Below are 17,020 nucleotides of genomic sequence, written 5' to 3' on the forward strand. Positions count from 1 at the left end.
GTCCGGATCAGCGTTATGGTTGGTCATGGACTCGATGGTGGCATAGGCCCGCAAGGGCATAAACGGGCTACGACCATGGGGCATGATGGGGAGGCGCTCAGGGGAGCGGGAGTGGAACGATGTGCGCAAGGAACGAAGGTTCAGACTGCCCGATCTGTCAGGGCGTCGAACTGCCGGAAGATTTGGTTTCTTTGATCGGGCAGGCTGGTGCGGCTGCCCCATCCGAGCCCATGACCGCCGATCAGTTCATCGCATGGCTTCGGGATATCTGATCGGGATCATCGCTGCCCTTGGCGGTATGATCCAGCGCTTGCGATGATTCCGGGTCACTGCTGGCCCATAATTTTTGCCATAGGCCTTCCGGCAGAGACCGGGGCGTTGATCTCCACGCAAGTGATTTGGGGGCAGGAATGATATCCTCGGCTGGATCATGGCCTTGTGAAGGCTGGGCATGGGGCGAACATTTTTTCCGTTTCAGCGCTTCCTAGGACTGGCGAAGGGGCCGAGCAGGGCCTCGGCATCGCCTTCGATATTTTTTTGATATTGGCGTTCGAGATCGCGGGCCGTGGCATATGCCCGCTGGAAGGGGATCAACCGATCCCCCAGTTCCACACGCAGGTGGTCAGCAAGTCTCTGTGCAAGCTCGCGGATCATATCATCGGACAGATTGAGGTGGGGATCATCGGTCATGCCTTGCCTTCCTTAAGCGGTATCGCTTAAGGATAAGCGGTATCACTTATGCGCGTCAATCTCGTATCGATGAGGGCTGGATGATAGAAACCGATACCGCTATTCGTTTCTACGTGACGAAACCCAAGATCTTTGATGAAGCCATCCACTTCCGGGCGCGCGAAGGCACCAAGGCGCGTATCGACGCCCTGCGCGGTAAGATGCGTCAGGGTGATTTTATCCGCCTGTTGCTGGAAGAGGCCCTTGATCATCGGGAGAGAAATGCCGGTGTCGAGGTGAACGAGGAGATCAGCCCGGCCTGACCTCCACCCCGGCGGAGGCTTCGGCACACATCTGGACCTTGATACGATGTACGGTACCAACACCGACCCGGAGTTTCCGTGCCGTTTCGTTGATAGAAATTTTGTCGATGAGGGAACGCTTGATCCGGGCGACCTTCTCGGGATCGAGTGGTTTACGGCCAGCCTTCTTGGTACTGCGCTGAAGGCCTGCCATGATCCTGCTGCGGATCATCTCGCGTTCGAAGTCGGCGAACACGGACAGCATGCCGAACATGGCACGTCCGCTGGGCGTGCTTGTATCAAGGGCTTGCTGGTGCAGGTAAAGGTCCACCCCTTTGGCGTTGATCTCAGTGAGAAAGCCAACGAGGTTTTGCAATGAGCGTCCCAGACGATCCACGGCCCAGCTTGCCACCATATCAATTTCTTTGCGGGCGATAGCCTTCATGAGGGCATCGTACCCGGGACGCTGTTCCCTTCCTTTTGCACCGCTGATCCCTTGATCGGTGAACTCGGCGACCACTTCCCAGCCATTGCGTTCAGCCACGGTGAGCAGTTCGCGGCGCTGGTTCTCGGTGGTCTGCTGGTCCGTTGAGACGCGCGTGTAGATGGCAATGCGTTTGATCATTCAGGGATAATCTCCTTAGTCCAAAAATGAATCAAGCATTTATTTTGATTGAATAATTTAAAGAATCCACGACTGGGACACAGTCCGAATGCCCCAGCCTTGAAATCGTTTTGCAGCCCTCACCAAGGCGGCAAATCATCCCGAAGGATTGTCATTGGCCGGGCCCTTGGGGGATTTCACAGTATAGCCATTTTCCGCAGCCCATGCGGCGATTTCTTCAGGAGAGAGATGGCGGACTGGCCCGTGGAGGTGCGCTTGGGGCGATTTGTGCCCTTTGGCCACCCTTTCTTTAAGCTTCTGCGCCTTCAACTTATTATCACGGTCCTCCTCTTTACTAATAAGAGGGCCGTTGCGCTTCCTGTAACGGTGGGCATCCCAGTTAAAGCGCCTAGCCATGATGATCACCGCATATTTTTAAGATATCAACTCTTTCCATATAAATTGCAGAATCCTTTCTTTGCGCTTATTAAAACTTACCGACGAACGAAATTTACCATTCCATAGGAGAATCCCGCAATAATTACTTTCGCATATTTTCAAAATGCGGGGACGGCGAAGAGGCCGCCCCTGTCGGGGGCAAAACCTGTTTCCGGGATCATGTTCGCGAATTTTCAATATGGGGACGGCGCAGAGGCCGCCCCTGTCGTGGCCCACACCCGTTTCCCGGTATCACGCTCGCGTATTTTCAAAATATGGGGACGGCGAAGAGGCCGCCCCTGACGGAGCCCAAACCTGTTTTCCGGTACCATGTCGCGTATTTTCAAAATATGGGGTCGGCGCAGAGGCCACCCCTGTCGGGGGCAAAAAGTACCACGGTGCAGTGAGGCTCTGTTGATATCAATGGCATTTGGGCAGCACCTCGCGGTCGATCATCTTCGTGTTCAGGCGGGTTGGTGGTTCGTTCCCCAATCAACTGGTTTGGGAATGGCCGAAATGGGCGGTTGGCAGGCACGGAATTCCGCCAGTTTTGGGCCTGCGATATCGGGGGGGTATTGGAATGAGGCCCGCCGCCCCTCAGGGGGCATTTGGTCATGTCCGTTCGCAGTTCTAGCGGGGCTGTCGCCCCGAACCCCATATAACGAGTAGATCGGGCATACCGACACCGGGTATAGTCATCGTCCGAACAGGGGACAACGGGTCGGCGCCAATCCATTTGTGTCCAAAACCGAACAGGGAACCGCATCGACATCTCAGATGTCGGGGCGGCGAACCTGTTCGCGGTGGGCGAGGCGTGACCGCTTGCGGGAACGGCGAGGACGACGCCTCAATACACCAAGGAAGGTGAACAGCGCGCGGCAAACCGCGCTTGAGCCCTTGATGTTTGCTCGACCTTTCTGGCGGGCGCAAGGCCACACCAGAAAGGTCGAGCAAACACCTTCGGCAGAGATGAAGCAGGGAGTTGGGGGGGTGTCGGTGTCCGAAGTAAACTTCATATGTATTACAGAGTTTTCTCGGACAGATTTTAGATCTGCGAAAGGACAAATAAATATTGCGTGATATGAAGTAGGTGAATTATATTAAGCCTTCAATACAAAAGGTATGTGGATGAAGGTATATTGCGACGAGTCACCAGCAGGAATGGGAAAGACAAGAAGATCAATTCGAAATATTTGCAACAATACGTGCAAGGTTTTGTTTATTACGGAGAGGAAGAGCTCATTTCATGAACTGGAGGCGGATATCAACGAGGCCGCAACCGAGGATCGTGTCCCACGGCATGGTGTAGCTTATCTGGGCCACCGCCAAATTCGGCATCAGCTTGAGCCGATCATGCGCCTGGCACAGCCGAGAGCACGACGATGGGATTGTCGCTCACCGGCGCCATGGTTTCAAGCGACATGTATCGTCCACGCTGGACGGCCCATTCATCGGACTGTTCCATGAGAATGGCGCCGATGAGGCGGGTGATCGCAGCCTCGTTCGGGAAGATGCCGACAACCTCGGTGCGGCGTTTGATTTCGCCGTTCAGCCGCTCGATGGGATTCGTGCTGTGCAACTTGGCGCGGTGCTCCTTTGGGAAGGTCATGTAGGCCAGCACGTCGGGTTCGGCATCGTCCATCAAGGTGGCGAGTTTTGGGAGCTTCGGACGCATCTGGTCGGCGACAGAGCGCCATTGCTGGCTGGCTGCCTCGGGCGTTTCCTGTGCGAAGGCGGTGCCGATGAAGGCCGAGACGACCCGGCGACCGCTCTTGCCGGCATGGGCCAGGGCATTGCGCATGAAGTGGACGCGGCAACGCTGCCATGTCGCGCACAGCAGCTTGGAGACCGCCGCCTTGATGCCCTCATGCGCATCGGAGATCACCAGCTTCACGCCGCGCAGGCCCCGGCGCGTCAACTTGCGCAGAAAGGCCGTCCAAAATGGCTCAGCCTCCGATGGGCCGATGTCCATACCCAGCACTTCGCGGCGACCGTCGCTGTTGACGCCCACCGCAATGATCACCGCAACGGATACGATCCGGCCATTCTGGCGGACTTTGACATAGGTGGCGTCGATCCACAGGTAGGGCCAGTCGCCCTCGATCGGGCGATCGAGGAAGGCATGCACCTTTTGGTCGAGCTCTTCGCACAGGCGGCTGACCTGGCTTTTGGAGATGCCATCCATGCCCAGCGCTTTGACCAGGTCATCGACCGAGCGCGTCGAGATGCCATGCACGTAGGCTTCCTGGATGACCGCCGTCAGCGCCCGTTCGGCCATCCGGCGCGGCTCCAGAAATCCAGGAAAATAGCTGCCTTTACGCAACTTGGGGATGCGCAGTTCGACCGTGCCGGCGCGGGTGTGCCAGTCGCGGTTGCGATAGCCGTTGCGCTGGACGAGCCGGTCGGCAGACTTCTCGCCGTGACCGGCACCAGTCAGGCCTCCCACCTCCATCTCCATCAGCCGCCCGGCGGCAAACGAGATCATCTCGCGCAAAATATCCGCGTCAGGGGCCTTCTCGACCAGCGTGCGCAAGTGCATCATGGAATCGGTCATCGTGGTTCTCCAGGTTCGAGCTTTGCAACCCAAACCTATCCGAAAATCGCGGTGACCACCCGCGCTGCTGGCCGGACGCTACAGCGCTATATGGAAAGCGCGCGCCCGGCCAGCAGCGCTACCGTCAGAACCTACACCACGTCCCGGGACGCGACCCTGTGAAGAGAATCGACGAAGTTCCAGATGATGCATCTAGCCTTTGGTTGTGTCCGGGTGATTTATTGATTCAACGTGCAAACGCCTTGGAGCATGTGGGAGCAACCGCCATCTTCGATGGACCGGTTAAGACCTTCATTTATCCTGACCTAATGATGCGTGTGAGGTTCGACGATCCACGGCTGACACGCCTTATGTGGTACAGGCTGAACTCCAAATCCACGCGGCAGTATTTCCGAGAAAACGCTACGGGAACAGCGGGCAACATGCCTAAAATTAGCGGGAAAACTCTAAAAAATATGGTTGTCGCGATCCCACCCGCTGAAATGTGGGATGCCGTTCTAGCATTTTTGGAGAATGCATTCGCCCGGGCCGACCGCATGGAAGCCGAAGCTGCCCACGCCCGCGCGCTGATTGATCGTCTGGAGGCCGCGCTGCTCGCCAGGGCGTTCCGGGGCGAACTGGTCCCCCAGGACCCCGCCGACGAACCTGCCAGCGCTCTCCTCGCCCGCATCCGCGCCACGCGCGCCGCCGCCCCCAAGGCCAGGCGGGGGCGGAAGGCGAAGGAGAACGCGTGATGCTCGGCCAATATGACGAAAAGGCCTTCCTCGCCTCGGCCGTGGCACCTTCGGCGGCAAGGCCGATCGGCGCGCCGGGTGTCTATGCCATCCTGCTGGCGGCCCCCGATGCCCTGCCCGGCGTGGCGGTCGGGCGCGAGGGGGTGCTCTATCTTGGCATGACCGGCGCCACGCTGGAGGCGCGCAACCATTTCCGGCATGCGCACAGCGGTTTTTCCACCTTTCGTCGCAGCCTGGGCGCCATTCTGGCCAGCGATCTGGGCCTTTCCGCGATCCCGCGCGGCCCCGGTGCCTCGAAATCCAATGTCCAGAACTATCGTTTTCCCGATGAAGGCGAACGGGCGCTGACAGCCTGGATGGAGCGTCATCTGCTGATCGCGCAGATGGCGCTCCCCGGCGATCTCGCGCGGATCGAGAAAGACCTGATCGCCTCGCTTGAGCCGCCTCTGAACCTCACCGGCTGGCCCAATCCGCAAAGAGCCGCCTTGAAGGCCCTTCGTGCGGCCTGCGCCGCCCAGGCCCGCAGTTCGCGCATCGGCAATTGAACGCAGGCAAGGCTGCTTTACCGGTAAAATGAATCGCGCCCGTGCTTACCCGGTGCTTACTGCAAGCTGAAAGTGCCCAGAATTTCGGGACCTGCTCAACGCCAAAAAAGCGTTTGAAAGCAATATGGTGAGCCCTGCTGGGTTCGAACCAGCGACCTACTGATTAAAAGTCAGTTGCTCTACCGACTGAGCTAAGGGCCCCCGTGGCGCCGGTTTGGCGCGTGGTTGGGCTGGTCACCTAGGCGTGGGGCGGCGGCGGGTCAAGCGGGAAGCCAGGTGTTTTGTGGCCAAACCTGTGAGTGGGTCGCGCCAGTCGGGGGCGATGGTCGTGGCGGGGCCGAGCACGAAGGGGCGCGTGCGGTAGGCCGGGTGGGGGATGACGAGGTTGGCTTCGATGTCGGCCAGTGCGCCGCCTGACCACAGCACGATGTCGAGATCGAGCGTGCGGGCGCGCCAGGGCGAGCCGCGACGGACGCGGCCAAAGGTGTGCTCGATGGACTGGAGGCGGGAAAGCAGGGCTGCCGGGGCGAGCGGGCTGGAGACCAGCGCGCAGGCATTGGCATAGCGGCGGCGCGAGGGGCCGAGCGGGGCGCTCGCGATGATCGGGGAGAGCACCTCAAGGTCCATACCCGCGCTGTCGAGCGCGCGCGCGGCGGCGCGCAGCACTTCGCGCGGGGCTCCGTGGCGCGGGTGGCGCACGTTGGAGCCCAGCGCGATCAGATAGCGATGCATCGCTCAGATGTCTTGTGCGAGGCGGCCATAGAGTTGCGGGCGGCGATCGCGGAAGAAGCCCATGCCGGCGCGGTGGCGGGCGGCTTCTTCCAGATCGAGCGTGGCGACCAGAACGCCGGTTTCCTGAGCGCCATACTCGGCCAGGAAATCGCCCCACTGGTTGGCGATGAAGCTGTGGCCATAGAAGGCCTGCCCGTTTTCCTCGACACCGATGCGGTTGGCCGCAACGACCGGCATGCAGTTGGACGCGGCATGGCCGAGCATTGCGCGGCGCCAGACCCGGCTGGTGTCGAGATCGGCGTCATAGGGTTCGCTGCCGATGGCGGTGGGGTAGAACAGAACTTGCGCGCCCATCAGGGCCATCGCGCGCGCGCATTCGGGATACCACTGGTCCCAGCAGACGCCCACGCCGATGCGCGTGCCGAATACGTCCCAGACCTTGAAGCCGGTGTTGCCGGGGCGGAAATAGTACTTTTCCTCGTAACCGGGGCCATCGGGGATGTGGCTCTTGCGGTAGATGCCCATGATTTCGCCCTGCGCGTCGATCATGGCGAGGGTGTTGTAGTAGTGCGGGCCTTCGCGCTCAAAGAAGCTGGTGGGGATCGCCACGCCCAGCGCCTTGGCGAGGCGCTGCATGGCCTTGACCGAGGCGTCTTCCTCCAGTGTGTGGGCGAGGGCAAAGCGCGCCTCGTCCTCGGTCACGCAGAAATAGGGACCGGCGAACAGTTCGGGCGGCAGGATCACTTGCGCGCCTTGCGCGGCGGCGGCCTCCACCTGGGCGGCAACGGCGGCGATGTTGTCGGCCGGATCGGGCGAGGCGAGCGCAAGTTGCAGCGCGGCGACGGTCAGCTGGGTCATGCCTGCGCACTTATGCTTTTGAGGCGTGCAATTCAACGACAGCAGCATGACAATCGTGGGCAGGAACGGGCGCGGAGGATGACAGGCGGCGTTCGGCTTCCTATCTGGCGGGCACGATATTCCTCTGAACAACATTCTTTTGAACGACAAGGATCCCATCATGGCCCAAGCCATTCTTGCCGGCGGTTGCTTCTGGTGCACCGAGGCGGTGTTTCATGACGTGATCGGCGTGTCGCAGGTCGAGAGCGGCTATATTGGCGGGACGGTTGAAAACCCGAGCTACAAGCTGGTTTGCACCGGATCGACCGGCCATGCCGAAGCCATCCGGGTGACGTTCGATCCCGAAGTCATCGCCTATGGCCAGTTGCTTGACATCTTCTTTGCGACCCACGATCCGACGCAGCTCAACCGTCAGGGCAACGATGTGGGCACCCAGTATCGCTCGGCGCTGTTCCCGCTCGACGAGGGGCAGGAGGAGGAAGCCCGTCTGGCCATTGCGCGCGCACAGGCCGAGCGGGCCGAGCCTGTCGTGACCACCATCGAGCCGGTGGCGCCGTGGTATCCGGCCGAGGACTATCATCAGGACTATTGGGAAGGCGAAGGCCAGCGCAATCCCTATTGTCTGGCGGTGATTCCGCCCAAGCTGATGAAGCTGCGCAAGAGCTTTGCGGGCAAGGTCAAGGCTTGAGGGTCTGATTCGAAATTCGCCGAAGGGGCGAATTTCGGTTCTGGAGCGGGCCGGTGCCGAACGATCCGAAACGATAGTTTCGGATCAGAAATTGCGAACAGGCGGGGGAAGGGCGCTTCCCCCGCCTGTTCGGTCAGGCGGTCCAGCGGGCGGCGAAGAAGCCGTCGATGCCGCCTGATGAGGCCAGCATGCCCGGATCGCTGCGCAGCCAGCCTTGCGCGGTGGGGGCGATGCCTTCGGGCAGTTCGGTCTGGTCGAGCGGGGCGGGGGTGAGCGCGGTGAAGGCCTTGGCCTGGTCCTCGCCCTCGGCCGGTTCGAGCGAGCAGGTGGCGTAGACGAGGCGTCCGCCCGGACGCAGCCAGCCCGCCGCACGGGCGAGCATGGCGGCTTGCAGCGTGGCCAGCTCGTCGATCTGGGCGATCCGGTGAAGCACGTCGGGGTGTCGGCGGCAGGTGCCCGTGGCGCTGCACGGCGCATCGACCAGAATGGCGTCGAACGGGGCTTCGGGCTCCCATGTCAGCGCGTCGGCAGCCACGATCCGGGCTGAAAGGCCGGTGCGCGCGAGGTTGGCCGACAGGCGTTCGAGGCGGCGGGCCGACTTGTCGAGCGCGGTCACGTCCCAGCCCATCGCGGCAAGCTGCATGGTCTTGCCGCCCGGCGCGGCGCACAAGTCGAGCGCGCGGGCGCCATGGCCTGCGCCGAGCAGGCGCGCGGGCAGGCTCGCGGCCAGATCCTGAACCCACCAGGCCCCTTCGGCAAAGCCGGGCAGGCTTTCCACCGCGCTGCCGCGCGGCAGGCGGACATGGCCGGGCATCAGCGAGATCCCGCCCAGACGCTCGGCCCACAGCGCGGTTTGCGTGGCATCGCGCAAGGTGAGGTCGAGCGGCGGGGGCGTGGCGATCCCGGCGGCGATGGCGGGCACGCGGCCCGGCCATGCTTCGTCCCAGCGCGTAGCGGCAGCGGCGGGCAGGCTCGGCGCTTCGGGCAGGGTGGCCCCCCGCTTGAGCAGGGCCGAGAACACCCCATGGGCCAGACGGCGCGGGCCGCCCATCAGCAGCGGCAGGCCCGTGGCGATTACCGCATGGGGCGGCAGGTCGAGCCGCAGGGCCTGGGCCAGCATGATCTGGAGCACGCCGCGCGCCTTGGCATCTTCGGGAAGGTTCTGCTGGGTGGCGCTGTCGATCAGGGCGTCGATGTCGCCCAGCCAGCGCAAGGCCTCGCTCACGATGGCCAGCGCCAGCGCGCGGTCGTCGGCGCGCTCGATCGGGCGCAGGATCGGCGGCGCGATCTGGTCGAGCGGCTCGCCCCGGCGCAGCACGGCATCGAGCAGGCGCAAGGCGGCACGCCGCGCGGGCACGCCGGGAATTGCCTCCGGGCTCTGGGAAGGGGCGGGCTTGCGGGTCTGTGGGGAACGGGCCATTGCCCGGCCTATCGCGCCTCTCGCGGGTTTTGGCAATCTTGGTGCGCGGTTTCCCGATTGCGTCCGGGCGCGCAAAGGCGCAAGGGCTGGGCCATGGATAAGCCGCACTCGACCGCACCGGCCGGTTTCCAGCGCGCTACACAGCGCCCGGCCCCCTTTGCCAAGCCCGACCACTGGCCCGATGGCCCCGTGCCCGAACCGCGCGCGGTGGAGCGGGGGGATGATCCCGATGGCCTTGATCCCACGCGTTTTGGGGATTGGGAGAAGAACGGGATTGCCATCGATTTTTGACGGCTGAATTTTTCAGGAAGAAGAAGAGATAACGAAGGGGGCAGGGCCCCCTTCACCCCATGAGCTTTGGATGGGGCAGTGTTTGGGCGCTGCGCCGGGCGTGGCAACTGCCGATTCAAAGGGGGCGGGGCTATGGGCACTTTTTGGGCACTCTCCAGCACGAGGTGCCTGCCATGCCCCCGCTCGGTCCGATCCGGTTTCTCACGATTCATTGTGCCGCCACGCCCGAGGGGCGCGATGTGGCCGCCGAAACGATCAGCAGTTGGGATACCGCCAAGTTCGGGCAGGTGTCGTATCACTATGTGATCGAGCTGGACGGTTCGGTCCATGCGACCCTCCCCGATACGCTCAAGGGCGCGCATGTCGGGGGCAGGAACACCGGCAACCTCGGGGTCTGCTATGTCGGCGGGGTCGACAAGGCGGGCAGGCCCAAGGACACCCGCACCCCGGCCCAGACCATGGCCCTGCGCGCGCTGGTAGCGGCCTATCGGGCGCGCTTTCCCGATCTTGTCGTGCGCGGCCATCGCGACTGGCCGGGGGTGGCCAAGGCCTGCCCGAGCTTCGACGTGGCCGCATGGCTGGCGCACGCCCCCGAGGAGCGCGCGTGATGCTCGAAATGCTCATCCCGCTGCTGTCGCGCTGGAAATGGGGGCTGGCGCTGGCCGGACTGCTGGCCTTCACCGGGCTGGGCGCGGCGGCCCTTCATTATCGCGGGGCCTTGCGCGCCGAACGGACCGGGCGTGCCGCCGACCGCGCCAGCTATGTCGCCGCCCAGGCCGAGGCCACGCGCCTGTCTGCCGAAGCGATCCACCATCAGGAAGCGGTCTACCGGATGAAGGCCGCCCAGCAGGATACCGCCCATGAAGCCGACCTTTCTGCCGCTCGCGCTGCTGGCGCTGCCTATGCCGATGCTTACCGCCTGCACGGGCAAGCCCTTGGCGGTGCGCCCGGCCCAGCCCCTGCCGCCCCCGCGCCTGCCCCTGCCGGACTTCGCGAAGGCCTGCCCGCCGCTGGTGTCGTGGTATCCGACGCGGACGTGCAAGCCTGCTCCGAAGTGACCGCCTATGCCCTGTCGCTGCGTGAATGGGCGGTGGGGGTGGCTGATGCCTCTCTCGACCCGCGAGAGCAGCGCTGAAATCAGGCCGAAGCGATCATCGCGCCCAGCCTCTGGGCGATGATCGCTTCGGCTTGCGCCACGATGCGGCTGACCAGGGTGGCTACGGGGGGGATGTCGTGGATCAGGCCCTGGACGAGGCCTGCGGTCCAGATGCCGTGTTCCGGGTCGCCGCTGATCAGGCCTTCGCGGCCCCGCGCGCCTTTCACGAGGTGGGCGATGGCCTCGAACGGCTGGCCGGACTGTTCGATGGCGATGGCTTCCTGCGCCACGCTGTTGCGCGCCACGCGCGCGGTGTTGCGATAGGACCGGAACAGCAGCGCGGTTGCGCGTTCGTCGTTGGCGAGGATGGCCTGCTTGATGCCTTCGTGGATCGGGGCTTCCTGCGTGGCGCAAAAGCGCGTGCCCATGTTGATGCCTTCTGCGCCCAGCGCCAGCGCGGCGACGAGTCCGCGCCCGTCGGCAAAGCCGCCCGAAGCGATGATCGGGATGGTCACCTTGTCTGCCGTCGCGGGGATCAGCACGAGGCCGGGGATGTCGTCCTCGCCCGGATGGCCCGCGCATTCGAAGCCGTCGATCGAGATCGCGTCGGCGCCCATGCGCTGGGCCGAGAGCGCATGGCGCACGGCGGTACACTTGTGGATCACTTTCACGCCATGGGCCTTGAAGGCGGCGACGTGTTCGTCGGGCCGATAGCCGGCGGTTTCGACGGCGGTGATCCCGGCCTCGATGATCGCCTGCCGATATTCGGCATAAGGGGGCGGATTGATCGAGGGCAGGATCGTGAGGTTCACGCCGAAGGGTTTGTCGGTCAACCCGCGGCAGCGCGCGATTTCGCGGGTGAGCGCCTCGGGGCTGGGCTGGGTGAGCGCGGTGAGGAAGCCGAGCGCGCCCGCATTGGCGACCGCCGCGACGAGGTCTGCCGTGCCGACCCATTGCATGCCGCCCTGGGCGATGGGGTGTTCGACACCGAACAATTGCGTGAAACGCGTCGTGATCATCTGGGGTGGCATCCTCTGTATCCGGCCCTTTTTTTCCGGGCCTTTCAGGCAGGATCGCCGCTGGGCCTGCCGCTGTCAATCGGCCTGCCCGGCTTGCGGGCCGGTTGGGGATTAACCCTGTTGCTCCGCAAGGCTCCCGACTGTCCGATAGTCCAATATTCTCGCGCGCGAAGGCATGGCAGGAGCTTGCACAAAGACGTTGAGTGGAGAAGTTATGTCGAAGCGCCTGATTGCCGTCGGTTCCGCCCTGCTGGCGGGTTTTGCCGCCTCTGCTGCTGCTCATGCCGCGCCTGCGGCGCCCGCAGCCCCCGCGACCTGGGCGCGCTGTGCGGCCTGCCACGATGCCAGCAAGGGTGGCCCCAACAAGATCGGCCCCAACCTCTATGGCGTGGTCGGCAAGAAGGCCGGCACCCATGCGGCGGGCTTCAAGTATTCCGACGGGCTCAAGAAGTCGGCCCTGACCTGGAATGCGGCCACGCTCGACAAGTGGATCGAAAACCCCCGCGCGCTCGTTCCCGGCACGATGATGTCGTTCCCCGGCATCAAGGACCCGGCCAAGCGCGCCGAACTGGTCGGCTACCTGACCAAGCTCAAGTAAGCGGCTGCGTTTGCAGGCCCTGTTCGTTGCGGGGCGCTGCGAAGGCTCCAACAGAAACCGACAGGAAAAGGCCGGACAGCCCAGTGGCTGCCCGGCCTTTTTCCGTTGGAGCTTTCTGATGGGGGCATGAAAAAACCGGACAGCCACGCAGGGCTGCCCGGCAAGGGGCCCCGGCGTCAGGAGCGGACGCCGGGGCACTGAACCTGACTCAGAAGAAGAGGATGCCGCCGATTGCCAGGGTATCGGACTTGGCGCGGTTGCCGTTGTGGGCGACCGCCTTGGTCGAGACATATTCGCCGATCAGCGTGACCCAGCTGGTCAGGCCATAGCGCACCTGGCCGACCCAGCTGCTGTTCACCTTGACCAGCGTGGGGTTGGCCGAGGCGTCGAGCGCGTTGGCATAGCTCAGGCGGCTTTCGCCATAGCTGCCGCCCAGGGTGAACTTGCCGAAAGTGGCGGTGGCCTGTGCATAGAAGCCCTGGCTGTCACGCGCATTGCCAAGGCCATCGCTGTCGAACAGGTTGAGCGCGGTCGTGCCCAGGCCCGAGGCGGTGTAGTAGTAGCCGACCACGGTGACCGGGCCGCTGTTGAGCTTGGCGCCGAAGTCGATGCCCTTGCCGGTGTAGGACAGGCTGCTGGTGACGGTGTCATGCTTCTGGGTGATCCCCGAAACCCACAGGTGGGCGCCGACCGGGCCGACCTTGGTGTCGTAGGTGATCTTGGCCTGGAAGCCGGGCTCGCTGTTGGTTTCGGCAGGGCCGGTGAGCGAGTGGAGCGGCTGGAACACGCCGCCAGCAACCTTGAAGCCCTTGAAATCAGGCGTCGTGTAGGTGATCTGCGGCTGGAAGTCGGTGTAGATATAGCCAACGCCGATGCGGCCCAGCGTGGTGTTGGCCGGGGCCACGTTGCCGCCGGGCGAGCCGGGCGAGAGCAGCGTGATGTCGTTGAGGATGGCGTCCGACCCGAACAGGCCGATGTCGCGGCCGATCTTCAGTTCGCCATAGCCGGCACGGCCCACGGTCAGGTACGTCTGGCGGAAGTCGATGCCCGAGGTGGCAAGGCCGGTCGGCTGGCCACCGTTGTTGGCGCCCAGCGCGCCCCAGGCGGCGCTGTTGATGCCCGGATACATGCCGAAGTGGGCGCCCACGTCCCAACCGCCCTGCTGGGTGGTCGCCTCGATCTTGAGGAAGCCGGGGAGCAGGCCGTTGCGGACCGCCGAGGTATTGCCGCCCACGTTGACGACGCCGCCCGCCACGCTCGACGTGGCATTGGGCGCCTGCGGGTTGTCGTGGACATAGAAGCCGTTGACCGAGCCCGAGAACTTGAGCGTGACATCGCCGACCTCAAGGCCCACGCCGCTCGCCGTGCGGCGCACGAAGCGCTCGGAGTCGGCTACTTGGGCGGGCGGGGCCGAGGCAGGCGTTTCCACGGCAGTCGCCGGGGTGGGCGGTGCGTTTTCGGCTTCATCCTCGTGGACGAGCTGTTCGTATTCCTCATCGGAAAGAATGCCCTTTTCATGGAGGCGCTTGAGCAGCGCGGCCGAGGTTCCGGCCATGGCGGGCGTGGCGCCCAGTGTCATCCCCAGGGTGATCATGCCCGCGAGCATCACGCTCGACAGCGGCGTGTTCACGAGCTTCTTGTGAGCCTTCATTGTTCCATCCCCTGATATGTTCTGATGCCCCTCGCGGAGGCTCAGGCGACGATGCGCGTGGCAGGGGATGCGCGAAATTGGACTATGGTTCTCGTTCCAAGGAACTACGCACGATTGCGCATTATTGCAAAAACAGGGGCCTGTGGCCGCGCATTTTGCTCAGGGCGCGGCAACGGCGCCCCAGGGCGCGATTCCCGCCGGAACGGTCGCCACGGTCTTCCCGGCCACCAGATCGACCACGGAAACGTCGTTGGACAGGCCATTGGCGGTGTAGGCGCGGGTGCCGTCGGGGCTGAGCGCCAGATGCCACACGCGCTTGCCCACGGGGATCGTCGCGCGGACCTTGCGGGTGGCAACATCGATCAGCGCGATGCGGTCGGCCCGGCCCAGCGCGACCACGGCGGTCTTGCCATCGGGGGTGAAACGGATGCCGCAGGGCAGGATCTTGTAGCCCTGAACGCCGGGAATCGAGAACGGGATGGTCGCGGTGATCGCGCGCGTGCGCGGATCGGCGATCTGGATCACGCCGCCCACTTCGGCCGCGATCCACAGTTCGCGTCCGTCGGCGGTGAATTCGACATGGCGGGGGCGCTTTTCGGTTTCCATCGTCGAGACGACCTGCCGCGTGGCCAGATCGATCCAGGCGATCGTGCTGTCGTCCTCGGAGGTCACCACCAGCCATTTGCCGTCCGGGCTCTGCGCCACGCCTTCGGGTTCCTTGCCGACCGGGATCTGGAAGGCCACGCGCCCGGTTTCCAGATCGATGGCGCTGACGGCGGCATCGTTCTCGTTGGCGACGAACACGGTCTTGCCGTCGATGGCCGGGAAGAACTGTTCCGGGTCCTGTCCGGCGCCGATCTCGCGCAGGATTTTGCCGGTCTGGCGGTCGATCACCTTGACCGCGTTGTCGTTGCTCACGCAGACCAGCACGAAGCGCCCGTCGCGGGTGAGGGTGATCCCGCGCGGGCGTTCGCCCACCGGCCATGTCGCCAGAACCTTGCCCGCCGCGCCGTCGATCACGGTGACCGAATTGCCGCGCTCGTTGCTGACATAGACGGTCTGCGCGCCGGCGGCGGCAGGCGCCATGAGAGCCGTGAGCGCGCCCAGGGCCAGTTTCGTGATCAAGCGCATGTCCGTCGTCCTCTCGTGTCGCGGCCATCGGCCGCCGTGCTCTGGTCCCGAATCCCACCCTAATAAGCACAAATCCTTGGGGGCATTCGACCAAAGGTCAATTTCGGGTGTGCCACCAGTGGGCCATCAGGGGGTCAGGGACTGACCAGAGCAGAAGATTCGAGGAAAAGGGAATTACGCGATGAAGATCACCGGACGACTGGCGCTGGCAGCCTCAGCCGGGGTGCTTGCCCTGGCCGGCGCGCCTCATCTCTTTGCCCATGGCGACGTGACGCCGCAGGCTGTCGATACGAGCGCTCTTCCCGACATCCAGCCCAACAACGACACCTGGATCGAGCACAACCCCTATCGCGGCAATGCCGAGGCGATCAAGATCGGCGAACATGCCTATGCGCAGAACTGCGCGCGCTGCCACGGGATCGAGGCGATCTCGGGCGGGATCGCGCCCGACTTGCGCTATCTCGAACTGGGCGACAGCGGCGACGAATGGTTCGTGCAGCGCTACCACCACGGTTCGGTCCGCGACGGCAAGGTCTACATGCCGCCGATGGGCGAGGTGCTGGGCCAGAAGGCTGGCTGGGCGATCCGTGCCTGGCTCGAAACTGTCCATCAGGAGTGATCCCGATGGCGCGTAAAGAAGGCACGGCGGCGGTAACCCGGCGTGCCCTTCTGGGCGGGGCTCTGGCGACTGGCGCCATGGCTCTCGCCCCCGCCGGGGTTCAGGCCGCGCCGCTCGCCAAGGTCAAGGCCAATGGCGTGTTGCGCGTGGCGATCTATCAGGACAACGCGCCCTGGTCGTGGGACGAGGGCGGGCAGATCCGGGGTATCGACGCCGATCTGGGCCGGGCCCTGGCGCAGGCGCTCGGGGTGAGGGCCGATCTGGCCATTTTTCCTGCCGATGAAAGCGTCGAGGACGATCTGCGCAATGCCGTGTGGCGCGGCGGGTTGCTGGGGTTCCAGGCCGCCGATGTCATGCTCCATGTCCCGTTCGATCCGGCCTTTGCCGCGCAGCAGGATCAGGTCGCGATCGTGGCGCCTTATGTGCGCGAGGGGTTCGGCCTGGCCTGTGCCACGGGCAAGGGCCTCCAGTGCGAGGCTGCCCCGCTCGCGTTCCGTGGGCACAAGCTCGCGGTCGAACTGGCGACAGTGCCCGATTACTACCTGATGGGGCAGTTCGGCGGCGCTTTGGCCAAGGATGTCGTGCATTTTCCCAATGGGGCGGCGGCGGTTTCGGCGCTGGTCAAGGGCGATGCCGATGCGGCACTGGCGACGCGAGCCCAGCTCGAATTCGGCCTGCGCGACCATGGTTCGGAGTTCGCGCAACGCAAGGGGCCGCTTCCCCAACTCAATGCGCCCGGCTGGGACGTGGGCATGGCCGTGAAGGAGGCCAGCCGCACGCTGGGCGACGCGCTCGAATCCATCGTGACCGACATGCAGAAGGATGGCCGCATGGCCGCCTTGTGCAAGCCCTATGGCGTGGCCTGGACGGCCCCGCTGGCAGCGGGCTGAGGATCGGCCGGAAAACCGGGTTGCGAAGGTGTGAACGGGCGCTTCGGCTTCGAACGTAAGGCTTCGGACTTAGTGCCCCAGACTTAGTGCCAAGGTCCAATTGCCGGGGCGCGGTGAGGCAATAGTCTGCAATGCATGGTGGGCGGGCAAGGGGGGCGCCGACCGTATCCAGCTTCCATGC

20 protein-coding genes and 1 tRNA gene are annotated in these 17,020 nt (G+C 64.1%); 10 read left to right on the plus strand and 11 right to left on the minus strand.

Annotation, left to right across the window (positions count from 1 at the left end):
- Positions 1-474: 474 nt before the first annotated feature.
- Complete coding sequence (locus SBI20_RS13495) at positions 475-690, minus strand: hypothetical protein (protein ID WP_317975514.1); 216 nt, start codon at positions 688-690, stop codon at positions 475-477.
- An 80-nt stretch (positions 691-770) separates the two neighbouring features.
- Here SBI20_RS13495 and SBI20_RS13500 point away from each other — a divergent pair, with 80 nt between their 5' ends.
- Positions 771-992, plus strand: coding sequence for a hypothetical protein (locus SBI20_RS13500; protein ID WP_317975515.1), 222 nt, complete (start codon positions 771-773; stop codon positions 990-992).
- Here SBI20_RS13500 and SBI20_RS13505 read toward each other — a convergent pair.
- The 3 genes from SBI20_RS13505 to SBI20_RS13515 form a co-directional block, all read right to left on the minus strand.
- Positions 979-1,596 carry a recombinase family protein gene (locus SBI20_RS13505; RefSeq protein ID WP_317975516.1) on the minus strand — a complete coding sequence of 206 codons (618 nt, stop codon included), beginning with the start codon at positions 1,594-1,596 and terminating at the stop codon, positions 979-981. The genes SBI20_RS13500 and SBI20_RS13505 overlap by 14 nt on opposite strands.
- A 135-nt stretch (positions 1,597-1,731) precedes the next feature.
- Entirely contained in the window at positions 1,732-2,001 is a 270-nt protein-coding gene (locus SBI20_RS13510; protein ID WP_317975517.1) for a hypothetical protein, read from the minus strand.
- Positions 2,002-3,364: 1,363 nt separating this feature from the next.
- The gene (locus tag SBI20_RS13515; RefSeq protein ID WP_317973748.1) at positions 3,365-4,567 is read right to left on the minus strand and encodes an IS256 family transposase; all 1,203 of its coding nucleotides are present in this window, start codon (positions 4,565-4,567) and stop codon (positions 3,365-3,367) included.
- Positions 4,568-4,725: 158 nt separating this feature from the next.
- On the opposite strand from SBI20_RS13515, the gene SBI20_RS13520 reads away from it, so the two are divergent.
- Positions 4,726-5,301 carry a restriction endonuclease subunit S domain-containing protein gene (locus SBI20_RS13520; protein WP_317975518.1) on the plus strand — a complete coding sequence of 192 codons (576 nt, stop codon included), beginning with the start codon at positions 4,726-4,728 and terminating at the stop codon, positions 5,299-5,301.
- Positions 5,301-5,846: a GIY-YIG nuclease family protein gene (locus SBI20_RS13525; RefSeq protein WP_317975519.1), complete on the plus strand. Its 546-nt coding sequence runs from the start codon at positions 5,301-5,303 to the stop codon at positions 5,844-5,846. Before SBI20_RS13520 ends, SBI20_RS13525 begins: the two co-directional genes overlap by 1 nt.
- 125 nt (positions 5,847-5,971) lie before the next feature.
- Here SBI20_RS13525 and SBI20_RS13530 read toward each other — a convergent pair.
- The 3 genes from SBI20_RS13530 to aguB form a co-directional block, all read right to left on the minus strand.
- A tRNA-Lys gene (locus SBI20_RS13530) sits at positions 5,972-6,047 on the minus strand.
- 33 nt (positions 6,048-6,080) lie between these two features.
- Positions 6,081-6,578 carry a 2-amino-4-hydroxy-6-hydroxymethyldihydropteridine diphosphokinase gene (gene folK, locus SBI20_RS13535; RefSeq protein ID WP_317975520.1) on the minus strand — a complete coding sequence of 166 codons (498 nt, stop codon included), beginning with the start codon at positions 6,576-6,578 and terminating at the stop codon, positions 6,081-6,083.
- Positions 6,579-6,581: 3 nt separating this feature from the next.
- On the minus strand, positions 6,582-7,436 hold the full coding sequence (gene aguB, locus SBI20_RS13540) for an N-carbamoylputrescine amidase (RefSeq protein WP_317975521.1): 855 nt from the start codon (positions 7,434-7,436) through the stop codon (positions 6,582-6,584).
- A 160-nt stretch (positions 7,437-7,596) separates the two neighbouring features.
- Between aguB and msrA the strand changes: the two genes are divergently transcribed.
- A complete protein-coding gene (gene msrA / locus SBI20_RS13545) occupies positions 7,597-8,124 on the plus strand; it encodes a peptide-methionine (S)-S-oxide reductase MsrA (protein WP_317975522.1) in 528 nt (175 codons plus the stop codon).
- A 133-nt stretch (positions 8,125-8,257) separates the two neighbouring features.
- On the opposite strand, the gene SBI20_RS13550 is transcribed toward msrA, so the two are convergent.
- Positions 8,258-9,544, minus strand: a complete 1,287-nt coding sequence (locus tag SBI20_RS13550; RefSeq protein ID WP_317975523.1) for an RsmB/NOP family class I SAM-dependent RNA methyltransferase — start codon at positions 9,542-9,544, stop codon at positions 8,258-8,260.
- 93 nt (positions 9,545-9,637) lie between these two features.
- Here SBI20_RS13550 and SBI20_RS13555 point away from each other — a divergent pair, with 93 nt between their 5' ends.
- The 3 genes from SBI20_RS13555 (at position 9,638) to SBI20_RS13565 (ending at position 10,970) form a co-directional block, all read left to right on the plus strand.
- Positions 9,638-9,835 carry a DUF1674 domain-containing protein gene (locus SBI20_RS13555; RefSeq protein ID WP_317975524.1) on the plus strand — a complete coding sequence of 66 codons (198 nt, stop codon included), beginning with the start codon at positions 9,638-9,640 and terminating at the stop codon, positions 9,833-9,835.
- Between the two features lie 173 nt (positions 9,836-10,008).
- Positions 10,009-10,443: an N-acetylmuramoyl-L-alanine amidase gene (locus SBI20_RS13560; protein ID WP_317975525.1), complete on the plus strand. Its 435-nt coding sequence runs from the start codon at positions 10,009-10,011 to the stop codon at positions 10,441-10,443.
- On the plus strand, positions 10,443-10,970 hold the full coding sequence (locus SBI20_RS13565; RefSeq protein ID WP_317975526.1) for a hypothetical protein: 528 nt from the start codon (positions 10,443-10,445) through the stop codon (positions 10,968-10,970). The genes SBI20_RS13560 and SBI20_RS13565 overlap by 1 nt, the downstream gene beginning before the upstream one ends.
- A 2-nt stretch (positions 10,971-10,972) precedes the next feature.
- Here the strand turns inward: SBI20_RS13565 and SBI20_RS13570 are convergent, their stop codons facing one another.
- On the minus strand, positions 10,973-11,950 hold the full coding sequence (locus SBI20_RS13570; protein ID WP_317975527.1) for an NAD(P)H-dependent flavin oxidoreductase: 978 nt from the start codon (positions 11,948-11,950) through the stop codon (positions 10,973-10,975).
- 214 nt (positions 11,951-12,164) lie between these two features.
- Between SBI20_RS13570 and SBI20_RS13575 the strand changes: the two genes are divergently transcribed.
- Positions 12,165-12,548 (plus strand): c-type cytochrome, encoded by a 384-nt coding sequence (locus SBI20_RS13575; RefSeq protein WP_317975528.1) that lies wholly within the window; start codon positions 12,165-12,167, stop codon positions 12,546-12,548.
- 208 nt (positions 12,549-12,756) lie between these two features.
- On the opposite strand, the gene SBI20_RS13580 is transcribed toward SBI20_RS13575, so the two are convergent.
- On the minus strand, positions 12,757-14,154 hold the full coding sequence (locus SBI20_RS13580; RefSeq protein ID WP_317976140.1) for a porin: 1,398 nt from the start codon (positions 14,152-14,154) through the stop codon (positions 12,757-12,759).
- A gap of 204 nt (positions 14,155-14,358) precedes the next feature.
- Entirely contained in the window at positions 14,359-15,330 is a 972-nt protein-coding gene (locus SBI20_RS13585) for a PQQ-dependent catabolism-associated beta-propeller protein (RefSeq protein ID WP_317975529.1), read from the minus strand.
- Between the two features lie 181 nt (positions 15,331-15,511).
- On the opposite strand from SBI20_RS13585, the gene pedF reads away from it, so the two are divergent.
- Entirely contained in the window at positions 15,512-15,949 is a 438-nt protein-coding gene (gene pedF, locus SBI20_RS13590; protein WP_317975530.1) for a cytochrome c-550 PedF, read from the plus strand.
- A gap of 5 nt (positions 15,950-15,954) precedes the next feature.
- Positions 15,955-16,839, plus strand: coding sequence for a substrate-binding periplasmic protein (locus tag SBI20_RS13595; protein ID WP_317975531.1), 885 nt, complete (start codon positions 15,955-15,957; stop codon positions 16,837-16,839).
- Positions 16,840-17,020 lie beyond the last annotated feature (181 nt).

This window comes from Novosphingobium sp. IK01 (assembly GCF_033242265.1).
GTDB lineage: Bacteria > Pseudomonadota > Alphaproteobacteria > Sphingomonadales > Sphingomonadaceae > Novosphingobium > Novosphingobium pituita.

Bases quoted from the DNA above. Each gene is read 5' to 3' on its own strand.
- SBI20_RS13495 (WP_317975514.1), bottom strand. From the start codon at position 690: ATGACCGATGATCCCCACCTCAATCTGTCCGATGATATGATCCGCGAG.
- SBI20_RS13500 (WP_317975515.1), top strand. From the start codon at position 771: ATGATAGAAACCGATACCGCTATTCGTTTCTACGTGACGAAACCCAAG.
- SBI20_RS13505 (WP_317975516.1), bottom strand. From the start codon at position 1,596: ATGATCAAACGCATTGCCATCTACACGCGCGTCTCAACGGACCAGCAG.
- SBI20_RS13515 (WP_317973748.1), bottom strand. From the start codon at position 4,567: ATGACCGATTCCATGATGCACTTGCGCACGCTGGTCGAGAAGGCCCCT.
- SBI20_RS13525 (WP_317975519.1), top strand. From the start codon at position 5,301: ATGCTCGGCCAATATGACGAAAAGGCCTTCCTCGCCTCGGCCGTGGCA.
- folK (WP_317975520.1), bottom strand. From the start codon at position 6,578: ATGCATCGCTATCTGATCGCGCTGGGCTCCAACGTGCGCCACCCGCGC.
- aguB (WP_317975521.1), bottom strand. From the start codon at position 7,436: ATGACCCAGCTGACCGTCGCCGCGCTGCAACTTGCGCTCGCCTCGCCC.
- msrA (WP_317975522.1), top strand. From the start codon at position 7,597: ATGGCCCAAGCCATTCTTGCCGGCGGTTGCTTCTGGTGCACCGAGGCG.
- SBI20_RS13550 (WP_317975523.1), bottom strand. From the start codon at position 9,544: ATGGCCCGTTCCCCACAGACCCGCAAGCCCGCCCCTTCCCAGAGCCCG.
- SBI20_RS13555 (WP_317975524.1), top strand. From the start codon at position 9,638: ATGGATAAGCCGCACTCGACCGCACCGGCCGGTTTCCAGCGCGCTACA.
- SBI20_RS13560 (WP_317975525.1), top strand. From the start codon at position 10,009: ATGCCCCCGCTCGGTCCGATCCGGTTTCTCACGATTCATTGTGCCGCC.
- SBI20_RS13565 (WP_317975526.1), top strand. From the start codon at position 10,443: ATGCTCGAAATGCTCATCCCGCTGCTGTCGCGCTGGAAATGGGGGCTG.
- SBI20_RS13570 (WP_317975527.1), bottom strand. From the start codon at position 11,950: ATGATCACGACGCGTTTCACGCAATTGTTCGGTGTCGAACACCCCATC.
- SBI20_RS13575 (WP_317975528.1), top strand. From the start codon at position 12,165: ATGTCGAAGCGCCTGATTGCCGTCGGTTCCGCCCTGCTGGCGGGTTTT.
- SBI20_RS13580 (WP_317976140.1), bottom strand. From the start codon at position 14,154: ATGCTCGCGGGCATGATCACCCTGGGGATGACACTGGGCGCCACGCCC.
- SBI20_RS13585 (WP_317975529.1), bottom strand. From the start codon at position 15,330: ATGCGCTTGATCACGAAACTGGCCCTGGGCGCGCTCACGGCTCTCATG.
- pedF (WP_317975530.1), top strand. From the start codon at position 15,512: ATGAAGATCACCGGACGACTGGCGCTGGCAGCCTCAGCCGGGGTGCTT.
- SBI20_RS13595 (WP_317975531.1), top strand. From the start codon at position 15,955: ATGGCGCGTAAAGAAGGCACGGCGGCGGTAACCCGGCGTGCCCTTCTG.